Source organism: Streptomyces sp. V1I1 (genome assembly GCF_030817355.1).
Lineage (GTDB): Bacteria > Actinomycetota > Actinomycetes > Streptomycetales > Streptomycetaceae > Streptomyces.
This window is the reverse complement of the sequence record NZ_JAUSZH010000001.1, coordinates 3,195,949-3,211,838: the sequence shown is the minus strand read 5'-3', so window position 1 is coordinate 3,211,838 and position 15,890 is coordinate 3,195,949. Positions and strand designations below refer to the sequence as shown.

The following is a 15,890-nucleotide window of genomic DNA, read 5'->3' as shown; positions in this document are numbered from 1 at the left end:
AGAACGCTCGGAGCGTACGTTCAAAACGTACGGCACCGGTGCGAAGAGCCGTCCAGCACCAGGGGCAGGGACCCCCACCGCCAGCTGTCTTACGGAGATCGCCATGACCCGCACTCCCGTCAACGTCACCGTGACCGGCGCGGCCGGCCAGATCGGCTACGCGCTGCTCTTCCGCATCGCCTCCGGCCACCTGCTCGGCGCGGATGTGCCGGTCAAGCTGCGCCTTCTCGAAATCCCGCAGGGCCTCAAGGCCGCCGAGGGCACCGCCATGGAGCTCGACGACTGCGCCTTCCCGCTGCTGCGCGGCATCGACATCACCGACGACCCGAACGTCGCCTTCGACGGTGCGAACGTGGCCCTTCTCGTAGGCGCCCGTCCGCGGACCAAGGGCATGGAGCGCGGTGACCTCCTCTCCGCCAACGGCGGCATCTTCAAGCCGCAGGGCAAGGCCATCAACGACAACGCCGCGGACGACATCAAGGTCCTCGTCGTCGGAAACCCGGCCAACACCAACGCGCTGATCGCACAGGCCGCGGCCCCGGACGTACCGGCCGAGCGCTTCACCGCGATGACCCGCCTCGACCACAACCGCGCGATCTCGCAGCTCGCCCGGAAGACCGGCGGCGCCGTCACCGACATCAAGCGCCTCACCATCTGGGGCAACCACTCGGCGACCCAGTACCCGGACATCTTCCACGCGGAGATCGCCGGCAAGAACGCCGCCGAGGTCGTCAACGACGAGGCGTGGCTGGCCGACACCTTCATCCCGACCGTCGCCAAGCGCGGTGCCGCGATCATCGAGGCCCGCGGCGCGTCCTCGGCAGCCTCGGCCGCGAACGCCGCGCTCGACCACGTGTACACCTGGGTGAACGGCACCGCCGAGGGCGACTGGACCTCGATGGGCATTCCGTCGGACGGCTCGTACGGCGTGCCGGAGGGCCTGATCTCGTCCTTCCCGGTCACCACGAAGGACGGCAAGTACGAGATCGTCCAGGGCCTGGACATCAACGACTTCTCTCGTGCGCGGATCGACGCGTCGGTGAAGGAGCTGGAGGAGGAGCGCGCGGCGGTCCGCGAACTCGGCCTCATCTGAGGCATCTGACCCCGACCGCCCCCCGGCAGCCGACTGGCTGCCGGGGGCGGTTTCGTATCTCGCGGAACTGCCAACAGGCGTCGACTGGCGTACGCGGGCGGCTATGTTGACCGACGCGATGCGCCCGGCGTCGGACAGGACGTCGACCGTGCCGACGCGTTCGCCGCCGGACATGACCGCGAGGTGCTCGGCGTCCGGATCGCCGAGGCCGGCGGCCCGGGGCTCTGCCCCGGACCCCGCGCCTCAATCTCCCCCAGACTTCGTCCGGCGGGACCCCCACGGGGCTTGATTTCGCCCGGGCGGGCTTCAAGTTCTGGCCGGACGGGCGGAAATTCAAGCCTGTCCGGCGATTGAGGACACTCCCCCTACGCCCGGAGGGCGTGGGGGGACCCCCCGAAGGGCGTAGGGGGTCCGGGGCGAAGCCCCGGGGCGTCTGGCCGATGGCGGGGACGTCGTCGGCGGCTCGTGGTTGACCGGGCAGCGGATTCTCTCCGTGTGTCTGGTCGCGTGCACACCGCAACTCCCGAGGCCGGAGTATGCCTGCCCCACCGCGGCGTAGTGATGCGGGCCACTTTGAGACAGCTAACGCGCATGCTTTCCGAACCCATGGGCAGGCGACCCGTCCGCTGGCGATCACCAGCGAGGAACAAAACGGGAACGGAAGGTCAAACGCGACGTGTCGGCACAACAGACCATCCACGTGGGCGGAGAGTGGCGCGCAGCCGCCTCCGGCGCCGCGCGCGAGATACTCGACCCCGCTGACGCGACCGTCATGGCCGTCGTGGCGGAGGGCGGGGTCGAGGACACCGACGCCGCGATCGCCGCCGCGCGGGCGGCATTCGATCAGGGGGAGTGGCCCCGCACGCCGGTGGCCGAGCGGGCCGCGCTGCTGCGGCGCGTTGCGGACCTGTTGCAGCGCAACCGGGAAGCGCTCGGGCTGCTGGAGAGCCGGGATGCCGGGAAGACCGTCGAGGAAGGCCGAATCGACGTCGACTGCGTGAGCGACGCCTTCCGTTACTTCGCCGACCTCGTCATGAACGAGAGCGGCGGACGGGTCGTCGACGCCGGGTCCAACGACATACACAGCGTGGTGGTGCATGAACCCGTGGGGGTCTGTGCCCTGATCACGCCATGGAACTACCCACTCCTGCAAGCCAGTTGGAAGATTGCCCCGGCGCTTGCTGCGGGCAATACTTTTGTGATCAAGCCCAGTGAGATCACTCCGCTGACGACCGTCGAGCTGATCCAGCTGCTCGAGGAGGCAGGGCTGCCCGCCGGTGTGGCGAACATCGTGACCGGCGCGGGCGACCCCGTAGGAGCCAGGCTCGCCGAGCATCCCGATGTGGATCTCGTGTCCTTCACCGGCGGGCTCGCCAGCGGTACGAAGGTGATGCGCGCCGCCGCAGACAGCGTCAAGAAGGTCGCCCTCGAACTCGGCGGCAAGAATCCCAATGTCGTCTTCGCCGATGCGTGTGAAAGCGATGAGGGCTTTGACACCGCTGTGGATCAGGCTCTCAACGCCGCCTTCATTCACAGCGGGCAGGTCTGCTCCGCCGGGTCGCGGCTCATCATCGAGGAGTCGCTGCGCGAGCGCTTCGTCGGCGAACTCGCCCGCCGGGCCGAGAACATCCGCCTCGGACGCGGCACCGACACGGGTGTGGAGTGCGGGCCCCTCGTATCGCAGCAGCAACTCGCGAAGACCGAGGGATACGTCGCCTCCGCCCTGGCCGAGGGCGCGGTCCTGCGGGCCGGCGGGCGCAGGCCCGAAGATGAGGGGTACGAGGGGTACTTCTACCGGCCCACCGTCCTCGACCAGTGCCACCGCGGGATGCGCGTCGTACGCGAAGAGGTCTTCGGACCCGTCCTGACCGTCGAGACGTTCCGTACGGAGGACGAGGCCGTCGCCCTCGCCAACGACACCGAGTACGGGCTGGCCGGCGCGGTATGGACCGCCGATCCCGGGCGGGCGCGGCGCGTCGCGGGCCGGCTGCGGCACGGGACCGTCTGGATCAATGACTTCCACCCCTACCTCCCGCAGGCGGAGTGGGGCGGATTCGGGAAGAGCGGCATCGGGCGCGAGCTCGGGCCCGCCGGGCTCGCCGAGTACCGAGAGGCCAAGCACATCTACCAGAACCTCGCCCCGCGCCCCGTGCGCTGGTTCGCGGGCTGAGCAGGGGTAGGCGAAGGTACGCAGAAAATGACGAAGCAGAACCTGAACACGTACGACTATGTCGTCGTCGGGGGCGGCACCGCCGGGTCGGTGATCGCCTCCAGGCTCACCGAGAACCCGGACGTCACCGTCGCCGTCATCGAAGGCGGGCCGAGCGACGTCGGCCGGGACGACGTGCTGACCCTGCGGCGCTGGATGGGGCTGCTCGGCGGCGAACTCGACTACGACTACCCCACCACCGAGCAGCCGCGCGGCAACTCCCGCATCCGGCACAGCCGCGCAAGGGTGCTCGGCGGCTGCTCGTCCCACAACACCCTCATCGCCTTCCGGCCGCTGCCGTCCGACTGGGACGAGTGGGCGGCCGCGGGGGCCGAGGGCTGGGATGCCGAAGCCATGGACCCGTACTTCGACCGGCTGCGCAACAACATCGTGCCGGTCGACGAGGCGGACCGTAACGCCATCGCCCGCGACTTCGTCGACGCCGCCCAGGCGGCGCTCGCCGTCCCGCGCGTCGAGGGCTTCAACAAGAAGCCGTTCCACGAGGGCGTCGGCTTCTTCGACCTCGCCTACCACCCGGAGAACAACAAGCGGTCCTCCGCCTCGGTCGCGTATCTCCACCCCTTCCTGGACCGGCCGAACCTCCATATAGCGCTGGAGACCTGGGCGTACAAGCTGGAGCTCGAAGGTCCCCCTACCTCCGGCAGGGGGAACCCCAGGGCGACGGGCGTACGCGTCCGTACGAAGGACGGCGAGGAGCGGCTCGTCCAGGCGCGGCGCGAAGTCCTCGTCTGCGCGGGCGCGGTGGACTCGCCTCGGCTGCTGCTGCACTCCGGCATCGGGCCGCGCGCCGACCTGGAAGAGCTCGGCATCCCTGTCGTCCACGATCTGCCGGGCGTCGGAGAGAACCTCCTCGACCACCCGGAGTCGGTGATCGTCTGGGAGACGCACGGGCCGATCCCCGAGAACTCGGCGATGGACAGCGACGCGGGCCTGTTCGTACGGCGCGATCCGGACGCACAAGGGCCCGATCTGATGTTCCACTTCTACCAAATCCCGTTCACCGACAATCCGGAGCGCCTCGGCTACGAGCGGCCCGCGCACGGGGTGTCGATGACGCCGAACATCCCCAAGCCGCGCAGCCGCGGCCGCATCTATCTGACCAGCGCGGATCCGGAAGTAAAGCCTGCGCTGGACTTCCGTTACTTCACGGACGAGGACGACTACGACGGCCGTACGCTCGTCGACGGGATCAAGCTCGCCCGCGAGATCGCGACGGCTCAGCCGCTGGCGGGCTGGCTGAAAAGGGAGGTCTGTCCGGGGCCGGAGGTCACCTCGGACGAGGCGATCGGCGAGTACGCGCGCAAGGTCGCGCACACCGTGTACCACCCCGCCGGAACCTGCCGAATGGGCGCCTGGACAGATCAACTTGCCGTAGTGTCACCTGACTTGAAAATCCGGGGCATCGACGGCATCCGTATTGCCGACGCGTCCGTCTTTCCGACGATGCCCGCCGTCAACCCGATGATCGGGGTCCTGATGGTGGGCGAGAAGTGCGCGGAGCTGCTGTCCGCGGCTTCCGAAGAGAGGGGCCTGGCCCGATGAAGTCCAAGACCGAAACTCTGGATACTGCCCACGAGACCGTGGACGACGATGCCGCACCGCCCGTCTTCTCCGTTCAAAACCTGTGGAAGGTCTTCGGCCCGAAGGCCGACCGCATTCCCGGCGACGCCGAACTGGGCGCACTCACCCCGGCCGAGCTGCGCGAGCGCACCGGCTGTACGGCTGCCGTGCGCGATGTCTCCTTCGATGTGCGCAAGGGCGAGGTCTTCGTCGTCATGGGCCTGTCCGGCTCCGGCAAGTCGACGCTCGTACGCTGCCTGACCCGGCTGATCGAGCCGACGTCCGGGGCGATCGCCATCGACGGCGAGGACGTGCTCTCCATGGACACGGCGCGACTGCGCGAACTGCGCCGCCACCGTGCGTCCATGGTCTTTCAGCACTTCGGGCTGCTGCCGCACCGCTCGGTGATCGACAACGTCGCGTACGGACTCGAGATCCAGGGCCTGGGCAAGGCCGCGCGCCGCTCCCGGGCGGCGGAGGTTGTCGCGAAGGTCGGCCTGGAGGGCCTTGAGCACCGCAGGCCCGGTCAGCTGTCCGGCGGTCAGCAGCAGCGCGTCGGCCTTGCGCGGGCGCTTGCCGTCGACCCCGAAGTGATGCTCTTCGACGAGCCGTTCAGCGCGCTGGACCCGCTGATCCGGCGCGATATGCAGGAGGAGGTCATCCGGCTGCACCGCGAGGAGGGCCGCACGATGATCTTCATCACGCACGATCTGAGTGAGGCGCTGAAGCTCGGCGACCGTATCGCGCTGATGCGGGACGGCCGGATCGTGCAGCTGGGCACGCCGGAGGAGATCGTGGGCTCGCCCGCCGACGACTATGTACGGGACTTCGTCCGCGATGTGCCGCGCGAGCAGGTGATGACGGTGCGTACGGCGATGCGCCCGGCGGCGGACGCGGCCGAGGCGGAATCGGGCGCGGCGATCGCCCCCGACGCAACGGTCTTCGAGGCGATCGAGGCGGTTGCCCGCAGCGGCGCCCCGGCGCGTGTGATGCAGGACGGCCGCTGCGTGGGGGTGGTCGACCACGTGGGGCTGCTGGCTGTGGTGGCCGGCGTGGACCGGGGCGCCGGCAAGGACGCGGCAACGGACAAGGCAGTCGTCGCATGACGGCCGTCGTCACCGCCCCTGCCAAGGAAGCGACCGTACCCGAACCCGGGCTGCGCGCCCTGCTGCGCCACCGCGTCCACCGCAAGCTGCTGCTGCTCGGCGTCGCCGCGCTCGTGCTCATACCCGTCGGGGTCGCCCTGTGGGGCAGCGGCAGTTGGCCCGCCGAACTGACCGTCGACGTATCCGGGCCCCTCGACGACGCCAACAAATGGGTCGTCGACAACCGCGACACCCACCCCCTCTTCCTCTACTTCCTCCTCCACCTCTCCAACACCGCCACCGACGCGGTCGACGCCGTCTACCAGTTCCTGGACGCCATGGGCTGGCTGGGCGTCCTCGCCGCCGGTGCGCTGTTCGCCTGGCGGGCCGCCGGGCTCGGACAGCGCGGGGTGAAGGTCGCGGCGACCGCCTTCGGGGCCTTCGCCGTGTGCGGGCTGCTCGGGATGTGGGACGCCACGCTGCTGACCATCGCGCTGATGGTCGTCGCGGTCGCCGTCGCCTCGCTGCTCGGCGTGCTGATCGGGCTCGCGGCCGGGCTGTCCCGCCGGGTCGACCGGGCGCTGCGGCCGGTGCTCGACACCATGCAGGTGCTGCCCGCGTTCGCGTATCTGCTGCCGTTCGTGCTGGTCTTCGGCACCGGCACGCCCGCCGCGCTGTTCTGCACGGTCATCTACGCCGCCCCGCCGATGGCCCGCCTCACGGCCCTCGGGCTGCGCGGCGCCGACCCCGCCGTGCTCGAAGCGTCCGCCTCGCTCGGCGCGAGCGCATGGCAGCGGCTGCGGACCGCGCGGCTGCCGCTCGCCCGCAAGCAGATGCTCCTCGGCCTCAACCAGACGATCATGATGGCGCTCTCGATGGTCGTCATCGCGGCTCTCGTCGGAGCCGGCGGTCTCGGTGAGGAGGTCTACTCGGCGCTCTCCACCGTCGACGTCGGCAAGGCACTCACCGCGGGCATCCCGATCGTCCTGATCGCCGTCTGGCTGGACCGTACGACCGCGGCGGCCGGTGACCGTATCGGCGAGAGCTCACCCGGCGGCGGGCTGCTGCACGGCCGCTCCGCCTGGGCGCTGGTGTTCGCCGGCGTCGTGGCCGCGGCCTTCGGCCGGCTGGCCATCGGCAAGGCATGGCCGGAGGGCTGGACGTACGAAATCTCCACGCCCGTCAACAAGGCGCAGGAGTGGATCACCGAGAATCTCACCTTCACCGAGGCCTGGTCGCGCGAGTTCACGCTGTGGATCCTCAACCCCCTGCGTGACGCCCTGATCTGGCTCCCCTGGTGGTCGCTCCTGCTGCTCGTCGCGGCCCTCGCCTGGCTGGTCGGCACCTGGGCGACCGCGCTGACCGCCACGCTCTCGATGGCGGCGATCGGCGTACTCGGGGTCTGGGGCAAGTCCCTCGACACGCTCTCCCAGGTGCTCGCGGCCCTCGTGCTCACGCTGGCGCTCGGCGTCCTCGCGGGCATCCTGTCCTCGCGGGCCGGGCGTCTGGAGCGCTGGCTGCGGCCGGTACTGGACGCCATGCAGACGATGCCGCAGTTCGTGTACCTCATCCCGGTGGTCGCGCTGTTCGGCGTCACCCGGGCATCCGCGATCATCGCCGCCGTCGTGTACGCGCTGCCCGCTGTCGTACGCATCACCACCCAGGGCCTGCGCGAGGTCGACCCGGCCGCGCTCGAGGCATCCCGTTCGCTGGGCGCGTCGACCCGTCAGCAACTCCTCCAGGTCCAGCTGCCGCTGGCCCGTCCGGCACTGCAGCTCGCCGTCAACCAGGGCGTCGTGCTGGTGCTCGCGGTGGTCGTCGTCGGGGGCCTGGTCGGCGGCGGCGCGCTGGGCTACGACGTCGTGAAGGGCCTCTCCCGGGGCGAGATGGGCATCGGCATGACGGCCGGAGTCGCGATTGTCTGCCTCGGTCTCGTACTGGACCGGATCACCCAGCCCGCCACCCGCAAGACCGACTGAACCCTTCCTTCCATTCACAGGAGCACCATGCGCACCATCCGTACCACCACGGCTGTCATCAGCGCCCTCGGCGTCCTCACCCTCAGCGCGTGCAGCGCCGCCGAGACCGGCAAGAAGGACGAGGCCGGCGGCGCCAAGACCGTGAAGCTGACCGTCCCCTCCTGGGTCGGCGCCCAGGCCAACACGGCCGTCGCCGGCTACATCCTGAAGAAGGAGCTGGGCTACACCGTCAAGACCCAGCAGATGGGCGAGGTCCTCGCCTGGGACGCGCTCTCCAAGGGCGACATAGACGCGATCATGGAGGACTGGGGTCACCCCAAGGAGGAGAAGCAGTACGTCACGACGAAGAAGACCGTCGTCAAGGGCGGCGACCTCGGCGTGACCGGGCACATCGGCTGGTTCGTGCCGAAGTACTTCGCGGACGCGCACCCCGATGTCACGGACTACAAGAACCTCAACAAGTACGCCAAGGACTTCAAGACCGCGGAGAGCGGTGACAAGGGCGAGATCCTGGAGGGCTCCCCGGACTACGTCACCAACGACGACGCGATCATCAAGAACCTGAAGCTCAACCTCAAGACCAACTACTCGGGTTCCGAGGCCGCGCAGATCACCGCGATCAAGAAGTACGCGAAGGAGAAGAAGCCTTTCCTGACGTACTGGTGGACCCCGCAGTGGCTGAATGCCCAGGTCGACATGGTCGAGGTCAAGCTGCCGGAGTACAAGGCGGGTTGTGACGCCGACCCGAAGGCTGTCGCCTGCGCGTACCCGAACACGCCGCTGCAGAAGTTCCTCAACGCGGACTTCGCGAAGAACGGCGGCGAGGCGGCGGAGTTCCTGAAGAACTTCAAGTGGACGACCGAGCAGCAGAACGAGGTCGCGCTGATGATCGCCGGCGAGAAGATGTCGCCGGAGGCCGCGGCCGAGAAGTGGGTCAAGGCGAACGAGGCGACGTGGAAGGCCTGGCTCCCCAAGAAGTAGCCCGCGGCTGCGCCCGCACCTCTGAGGTACCTCAACTCGCTTGAGGGAGTGCGGCCCTGAGGCCGAGAATCCGTGCATGTTCTTCGGATCCGGCAAGCAGGAACTCTCCGTACTCGTTCTGCGTGACGCGGACGGCATCGCCGATGCCGTCCGCGCCGCGTTGGTGACGGCGACGCCGGAGGAACGCCCCGGCCTGGAGCGCGCCGCCGCCCTCGTCGCCGAGGCTGGGGCCGCCACGGACGCGGAGCTGCGCGGCCGCTGGGTGCGTGGGCACCTGGCCGCGGCCGGTGTCGAAGGCCCTGCCGATTCCATCACCGCGATCAAGGCCCTGCGCAAGGCCGAGCCGCGGCTGAGCCTTCTCACGGCGGTGGGCCTGGCGAAGGACGCGGAGTCGACCGGGCCCGGGGCCTAAAGCGTGTTTTAGAAGTCGGTGACCCGTTCTCGCTGTCGGCGTCGTAGTAACGAGCCCCCATCGGCGGCCTCCTGCTTGCCTTGCTCAACCTGTTCGCGGTCAGCATGGCAGGGGTGGGTGACACCTCCGGCACGTCACAGCCATTCGCCGATCGCGGCGACCAGGACGGTGGCCTCGAAGCGGACCGCGAGTGGTTTCAGGGCCCGATCTCGAACTCAGGCGGCTCCAGGCTGTTCAGGCATCCGGTCTTCGGCGCGGCCGGGGTGTCGAAGAACGAGACGGTGATCTCCTGGGCGCACTCCGACGAGGCGAACACCACATGCGGCTCGTAGGGGACCGTGACGACCTTGGCCCGGCTCAGCGTACGGGCGACGTACGGCCCGTTGTCCGCCCCGGTCTGGGAGTCGAACCCGCCCGACAGGGCGAGGGTGGGGATGTCGCCGCGCGTGACGTCCCGGATCGTGCGCGGCGCCGCGGGGACCTTCCAGACGTCGCAGTCCGGACGGAGGAAGGTGAGCTGCGGGGCCTGGGCCAGCACCGATCGGGGGAACGACGGGAACGCTTCCTGTCCGCCCTGGAGCGCCTCTTCCTGGCTCTCGTACGGCGTCCACTCGCTGCAGAAGATGCCGTAGGCGAGACCGTGCGAAACCCTTCCCATGGCCTGGGGGCTGAGCTTGCCGCCCGCCCACTGCTGGGCGATCCGCTGCGGCTTGCCGTGCGCCAGCTCGTCGAGGGCGCGGGGTACCTGGGGCGCCACGTGGGTGGCGGAGGTCATCCAGTTCACCAGGGCTCCGCCGTCCAGCACGACCTTCACCGGCTTCGGGTTGCCGGGGAGCGTGACGGTGGTCGTGACCGGATGGGCTTCGAGGTCACGGACGAGCCGGTCGAAGGTGGCCGACAGGTTCGGATAGCGCCGATTGCACGCCGGCTGCTCCGCGCAGGCCTTGAACAGGCCGTCGAAGCCCTGCCGGGCGCTGCTCCAGGTCAGGGCCGACCCGGCACTGGAGGGCGGCAGTATGCCGTCGATGCCCACCGAGCGGAGCCCCTCGGGGTGCAGGCGCGTGTAGACCAGCGCCAGGTGGGTGCCGTAGGAGATGCCGAACATGTTCCACTGCTTGATACCCAGCGCGGTGCGCAGGTCCGCGTAGTCGGCGGCGCTCTCGGTGTCGTTGTAGGCACTGAGGTCGACCCCGCGGCCCGCCAGCTGGTCGCGGCAGGCCTTCGTGGCCTCGACGTGCAGGCGCTCGGTGGACGGAGCGCCGTAGACGAGGCCGACAGCGCGTGCGTTGAACTGGTCGATGTTGCGGCAGAGGAGCGCCGGGTCGGCCGAGTACGTACCGCGCTGGGACATGAAGATCACGTCACGGTCGCGGTTCAGGCCGCCGTCGATCGCCATCTTCGCCTCCCCCACCGAGTCGTCTCCGGGTCCGCCCGCGAGCCACACGATGGGGTCGGGTTTCGGTGTGTCGGCCGCGGCGGGCACGATCGCGACACCGAGTTTGATCGTTCGACTGCTTGGTTTGGCGCGGTTCTCGGGCACTGTGAGCGTTCCGCAGCGGGCCCCTTCGAGCTCCTCGATCGGTTCCGGCGTCTTCGGGCAGGGGCCCGGTTCGAAGCCGGCGTCGCCCACCGTCCGGGCGGCCGTGCCGATCGGCGCTCCGGTGCCGGTGTCGGTGCCGGACTGCGCCTGAGCGGGCGCTGCGAGCAGGCCGGTGACGAGGAGACCGGTCGCCATGCCGGCCGACGTGGCCTGGAGTCGTCGTACGGTGCGGCGACGACTGGGCGCTCGGTGGCGTGTCATCTGCCCTCCCGGTCATTTCGGGATGATCGTGAACGGTTGGGGCTCGAGGCCGTCCACGCAACCGGTGTCGGGCGCGGTCGGGCGAGCGAGGAACGAGGCCAGCACGCGTTGCGCGCAAGGCGACTGCGGGACCACCCAGTGGCCGATTCCTGGGACCTGCACGGCGGTCGAGCGGGACAGGTTACGGGCCACGTCCTGCGCCCAACTCGCCCCGGTCTTCACGTCGAACGTGCCGGAGACTACGAGCGCCGGCACCGCGCTGACCGTGGCCACCCGCTGGATGGACGCGCGGTCCGGAACGTTCCAGACCCGGCACGCCGCGTACTGGAAGGGAAGCTGCGGCGGCTGGGCCAGGACCGTGTCCGGCCACCCCGGGAAGGCCCGGCGCCCTGCGTTCAGCACGTCGGATTCCGAGTACCCCGGCGCCCACTCGCTGCACGCCACCGACTCCGTCAGGCCGTGCGCGAACGCGCCGACGTTCTGGACCGAGCCGGCCGCGCGGGCCTGCGCGAAGCGCTCCGGGCGTCCGTGGCTGAGTTCCTCGAGCGCCGCCGGGACGTCCTTGGCCGGGACGGCGTTGCCGACCACCAGGTTCAGCAGCGCGCCCCCGTCGAGGACGACCTTGACCGGCTTTCCTCCGCTCGGCGGCGGGACGTTCAGCGTCAGGGGCTGTGCCTCCAGCCTGCGCACCTGCTCCGTCAGCGTACGGGGGAGCTCCGGGTACCGGTCCTTGCAGCGGGGCTCCGCCGCGCACGCCTCGAAGATGTTGCGGATCCCCTCCTGGGTGCTGCTCCATGTCCACGGCAGGGTCGCGGTCTGGGGAGGTGTGAGCGAGTCGAGCGCCACCGCGCGGATTCCGCCGGGGTGCCTGCGCAGGTACGTGAGGGCCAGGTCGGTGCCGTAGGAGTACGCGTAGACGTTCCACCGGGGGATGCCCAGCGCCTTGCGCAGGTCGGCGAAGTCGGCGGCGTTCTCAGTGGTGTTGTAGGCGCTCAGGTCGATGCCGTCGGCCGCCAAGCGGTCCCGGCACTCCTTCACCGCCTTCAGCAGGAGCTGTTCCGTCGGCTCTGCGTCATAGCGCAGGCCCACGGCCTGCGCGTTGAACCGGTCGACCTCCGGGCAGGCGAGGTTCGGCTGCGAGTAGAGGTTTCCGCGCTGGGCCATGATGATCAGCTCGCGGTCCTTGTTCAGGCCGGAGTCGATGAGGAACGGGATGTCGTCGATCGCGTCGGCACCGGGGCCGCCCGCCATGAACACCACAGGGTCCTGTGCGGGCTTCGCCGGGGTGACAGCCGGAATGATCGCCACGGCCAGCTTGATGGTCCGGCCGCCGGAGCGGGAGCGGTTCTCGGGGACCTCGAGGAAGCCGCACCGTGCGCCGCTCAGCGCGGCGATGGGCTTGGGCGGCTTCGGACAGGGGCCGGGCACGAACCGGGACGGGGCTGCCGCGCTGGGCCCCGCGGACTGGGCGGGTGGTGACGCGGCGCTGCTAGGTGTGGGGGCGATTGCTGCCAGGCAGACCAGAGCGGCCGCGGCAGTCATCGCGTGGATGCTGTGCTGTGGCATGTGATCTCGTTCCTGCCGACATCGGCGGCGGCCCTGCCGGCCCAGGCCCCAGCGGTTTGGGCGGAACGCGCGTTTTCGACGCTACCGGGCGGCGCGTTCGCGCGCACGCGGAGCGGTCGCAACCCGTGGCCCGGGCCGTCCCCGGCCGTCCGGCATGGTGGGAGGCACGGCGTCCCGACGGCGGACGCGTCGTAGTGGCATGGGGGGAGGGAGCGCGATGATCGTGGATCTCGTCGTGGACACGGCGACCAGCATCAACGACATCGCCCACGACCTCACCATCCGGGTGGCCGCCCGCACCTTCCCCGGGCGGCCAACCAGCCAGGTCACCGACTTCTAAAACACACCTAGCCGGGGGCCCAGGGCGGCAGCCTCCGCACGCGGCCAGGACGCGGTCAGCCCCGTAGCTCCTCGGCGATCTTCCGTACCGCCGCCATCGCCTTTTGGTGCAGGCCGGGACCGAAGGTGATCCGGGTCGCGCCCAGGCGGCCCAGTTCGGCGACGGGCGGGCTGCCCGGGAGCGGTGCGACGTTGATCGGGCCCTCGATCTCCTCGCGCAGCAACGGGAGTTGCTCCGGCGGTACGGCGAACGGGTAGACGCAGTCCGCGCCGGCCGCGACGTACAGCCGTGCCCGGGCGATCGCCTCCGCCGGGTCGGTCACTCCGCGCAGGAACGAGTCGACCCGGGCATTGATGAACAGCCGGTCGCCCGCCTCCGCGCGGACCTCGGCCAGCCAGTCGGCGTGCCGTTGGGGGTCCTTGAGTGCCTTGGTCGCGGAGTCGGAGTCCTCCAGGTTGCAGCCGACGGCTCCGGTGTCGAGGATCCGGGCGACCAGCTCTTTCGGTGGCAGGCCGTAGCCCGCCTCGACGTCCGCGGAGACCGGCACGTCTACCGAGCGGGCGATACGGGCGACGGCCGCGAACATCTCGTCGGCGGGCGACTGTCCGTCCTCGTACCCGAGAGCGGACGCGACCCCGGCGCTGGGGCTCGCGAGGGCAGGGAAGCCGGCGTCCGCGAAGGCGCGGGCACTGGCGGCGTCCCACGGGCCCGGGAGGACGAGGGGGTCGCCGGGGGCGCGGTCGTGGTGGAGGGAGCGGAAGGTTTCGGCGGTCATCACTGATATCCCGTCAGTGCTTGAACTGGCCGGGCGTGTAGTGGCCGGGGACCATGCGGGTGCTCACGCCGAAACGGTTCCAGGCGTTGATGACCGTGATCGCCGAGATCAGCTGGGCGAGCTCCGCCTCGTCGAAGTGCTTGGCGGCCCTCTCGTACACCTCGTCCGGCACAAAGCCGTCGGTGAGGACGGTGACGGCCTCCGTCAGTTCGATCGCCGCGAGTTCCTTCGCGGTGTAGAAGTGCTGCGACTCCTCCCATGCGCTGAGCTGGATGATCCGCTCCACCGACTCGCCCGCCGCGAGGGCGTCCTTGGTGTGCATGTCGAGGCAGAAGGCGCAGCGGTTGATCTGTGAGGCGCGGATCTTGACCAGTTCGAGGAGGACCGGGTCGAGGCCCTGCCGGGCGACCGCGTCCAGCTTGACCATGGCCTTGTAGACCTCGGGAGCGAACTTCGCCCAGGGGAGGCGGGGGGTGTGCTCGGGGGCGTAGGACGTGTTCTCGTTCGGCGTCTCGGGCGGCGTCTCGTTCGTCGTCATGGCTACGACCGTACGCGCGTGGTGGCGCACGAGTATGGTCCATTCTCATGACGGATCACTGGGCCACTTTCGGCGCTGACCTCCATCTCGAACTGCGCGGTTCCGGCCTGCGTACGGGCCTGATGGACGCCCTGCGGGAGGCCGCGCGCAGCGGGCGGCTGGCCCCCGGGACGCGGCTGCCGTCCTCGCGTTCGCTCGCCGCCGACCTGGGGATCGCCCGCAATACCGTTGCCGACGCGTACGCCGAACTCGTCGCCGAGGGATGGCTCACCGCGCAGCAGGGCTCGGGGACGCGGGTCGCCCGGCGGGCCGAGCCGCGGAAAGCGGCGGCGGGTGCGGTCAGAGCCCGCCCGGCCCGCCGCGGCCCGCAGTACAGCCTGATGGCAGGTAGCCCCGACCTCGCGTCCTTCCCGCGTGCACAGTGGCTGAAGGCGGCCCGCCGGGCGCTGACCGCCGCGCCGCACGAGGCCTTCGGATACGGCGATCCGCGCGGGCGCATCGAGCTGCGTACCGTACTGGCCGACTATCTGGCGCGGGCGCGAGGCGTCTACGCGGACCCCCAGCGGATCGTGATCTGTTCCGGCTTTGTGCACGGGCTGATGCTGCTGGGGAAGATGCTGAGGCGGCGGCGGGTGCGCGAGGTGGCCGTCGAGTCGTACGGGCTCGATGTGCACTGGAACCTGCTGACCGAGGCGGGGATGCGGACCCCGGCCCTGCCCTTCGACGAACTGGGCTCGCGGACAGATGAGTTGGTGGCCATGCGCGGTGCGGGCGCGGTGCTGCTGACGCCCGCGCACCAGTTCCCGATGGGAGCTGCGCTGCATCCCGACCGGCGCGCGGCCGCCGTCGACTGGGCCCGCGGGACGGGCGGGCTGATCCTGGAGGACGACTACGACGGGGAGTTCCGCTACGACCGCCAGCCGGTGGGCGCGCTCCAGGGCCTCGACCCCGACCGGGTGGTCTATCTGGGCACGGCGAGCAAGTCGCTGGCACCGGGGCTGCGGCTCGGCTGGATGGTGCTGCCGGAGGACCTCGTGGGCCAGGCGCTCGAGGCGAAGGGCACCGTCGACTGGGTGTCGAGCGCGCTGGACCAGCTGACACTCGCGGAGTTCATCGCGTCCGGCGAGTACGACCGGCATGTACGGGGGATGCGGCTGCGCTACCGCAGACGGCGCGACCAGTTGGTGCGGGCGCTGGCGGAGCGCGCGCCGGACATCCGGGTCAGCGGGATCGCGGCGGGGCTGCACGCGGTGCTCGAACTCCCGCCCGGCACCGAGCAGTCCGTGATCCAGGCGGCGGCGTGGCAGGGCCTGGCGGTGGAGGGGGTCTCGCGGTACCGGCACAAGGACGCGCCGCGCGGGAGGGACGCGCTGGTGGTGGGGTACGCAACGCCGGCGGACAGCGGCTGGGTGGGGGCGCTGGACGCGCTGTGCCGGGCGCTGCCGTGAGCCTGCGGCGGCTTGCCCGGGGGCGGTTTCCCCACCACGCCCCTTCCCGAACTGGGGGCAAGCCCCCAGACCCCCGTATGCG

13 protein-coding genes are annotated in these 15,890 nt (G+C 70.3%); 9 read left to right on the top strand and 4 right to left on the bottom strand.

The window, feature by feature from the left end; translation table 11 throughout:
* The first annotated feature begins 103 nt into the window (after positions 1 to 103).
* The 7 genes from QFZ67_RS14915 to QFZ67_RS14885 all read left to right on the top strand — a co-directional run bounded on the left by QFZ67_RS14915 (position 104) and on the right by QFZ67_RS14885 (position 9,340).
* Positions 104 to 1,093 carry a malate dehydrogenase gene (locus tag QFZ67_RS14915; protein ID WP_307661589.1) on the top strand — a complete coding sequence of 330 codons (990 nt, stop codon included), beginning with the start codon at positions 104 to 106 and terminating at the stop codon, positions 1,091 to 1,093.
* Positions 1,094 to 1,769: 676 nt separating this feature from the next.
* Positions 1,770 to 3,263 carry an aldehyde dehydrogenase family protein gene (locus QFZ67_RS14910; RefSeq protein ID WP_307661588.1) on the top strand — a complete coding sequence of 498 codons (1,494 nt, stop codon included), beginning with the start codon at positions 1,770 to 1,772 and terminating at the stop codon, positions 3,261 to 3,263.
* A gap of 27 nt (positions 3,264 to 3,290) precedes the next feature.
* Complete coding sequence (locus QFZ67_RS14905; RefSeq protein WP_307661587.1) at positions 3,291 to 4,865, top strand: GMC family oxidoreductase; 1,575 nt, start codon at positions 3,291 to 3,293, stop codon at positions 4,863 to 4,865.
* On the top strand, positions 4,862 to 5,989 hold the full coding sequence (locus QFZ67_RS14900) for a glycine betaine/L-proline ABC transporter ATP-binding protein (RefSeq protein WP_307661586.1): 1,128 nt from the start codon (positions 4,862 to 4,864) through the stop codon (positions 5,987 to 5,989). The genes QFZ67_RS14905 and QFZ67_RS14900 overlap by 4 nt, the downstream gene beginning before the upstream one ends.
* Positions 5,986 to 7,947, top strand: coding sequence for an ABC transporter permease subunit (locus QFZ67_RS14895; RefSeq protein ID WP_307661585.1), 1,962 nt, complete (start codon positions 5,986 to 5,988; stop codon positions 7,945 to 7,947). The genes QFZ67_RS14900 and QFZ67_RS14895 overlap by 4 nt, the downstream gene beginning before the upstream one ends.
* Before the next feature lie 27 nt (positions 7,948 to 7,974).
* Positions 7,975 to 8,928 carry an ABC transporter substrate-binding protein gene (locus QFZ67_RS14890; RefSeq protein WP_307661584.1) on the top strand — a complete coding sequence of 318 codons (954 nt, stop codon included), beginning with the start codon at positions 7,975 to 7,977 and terminating at the stop codon, positions 8,926 to 8,928.
* Between the two features lie 76 nt (positions 8,929 to 9,004).
* Complete coding sequence (locus QFZ67_RS14885; RefSeq protein WP_307661583.1) at positions 9,005 to 9,340, top strand: hypothetical protein; 336 nt, start codon at positions 9,005 to 9,007, stop codon at positions 9,338 to 9,340.
* Between the two features lie 196 nt (positions 9,341 to 9,536).
* Here the strand turns inward: QFZ67_RS14885 and QFZ67_RS14880 are convergent, their stop codons facing one another.
* Positions 9,537 to 11,141 carry an alpha/beta fold hydrolase gene (locus QFZ67_RS14880; RefSeq protein ID WP_373430045.1) on the bottom strand — a complete coding sequence of 535 codons (1,605 nt, stop codon included), beginning with the start codon at positions 11,139 to 11,141 and terminating at the stop codon, positions 9,537 to 9,539.
* A gap of 12 nt (positions 11,142 to 11,153) precedes the next feature.
* On the bottom strand, positions 11,154 to 12,707 hold the full coding sequence (locus QFZ67_RS14875) for an alpha/beta fold hydrolase (protein WP_307661582.1): 1,554 nt from the start codon (positions 12,705 to 12,707) through the stop codon (positions 11,154 to 11,156).
* Positions 12,708 to 12,924: 217 nt separating this feature from the next.
* On the opposite strand from QFZ67_RS14875, the gene QFZ67_RS14870 reads away from it, so the two are divergent.
* Complete coding sequence (locus QFZ67_RS14870) at positions 12,925 to 13,047, top strand: hypothetical protein (RefSeq protein WP_307666128.1); 123 nt, start codon at positions 12,925 to 12,927, stop codon at positions 13,045 to 13,047.
* A 55-nt stretch (positions 13,048 to 13,102) separates the two neighbouring features.
* On the opposite strand, the gene QFZ67_RS14865 is transcribed toward QFZ67_RS14870, so the two are convergent.
* On the bottom strand, positions 13,103 to 13,822 hold the full coding sequence (locus tag QFZ67_RS14865; RefSeq protein WP_307661581.1) for an isocitrate lyase/phosphoenolpyruvate mutase family protein: 720 nt from the start codon (positions 13,820 to 13,822) through the stop codon (positions 13,103 to 13,105).
* 13 nt (positions 13,823 to 13,835) lie between these two features.
* On the bottom strand, positions 13,836 to 14,360 hold the full coding sequence (locus QFZ67_RS14860) for a carboxymuconolactone decarboxylase family protein (protein WP_307661580.1): 525 nt from the start codon (positions 14,358 to 14,360) through the stop codon (positions 13,836 to 13,838).
* A gap of 47 nt (positions 14,361 to 14,407) precedes the next feature.
* Here QFZ67_RS14860 and QFZ67_RS14855 point away from each other — a divergent pair, with 47 nt between their 5' ends.
* A complete protein-coding gene (locus tag QFZ67_RS14855) occupies positions 14,408 to 15,808 on the top strand; it encodes a PLP-dependent aminotransferase family protein (RefSeq protein WP_307661579.1) in 1,401 nt (466 codons plus the stop codon).
* The last annotated feature ends 82 nt before the right edge of the window (positions 15,809 to 15,890 follow it).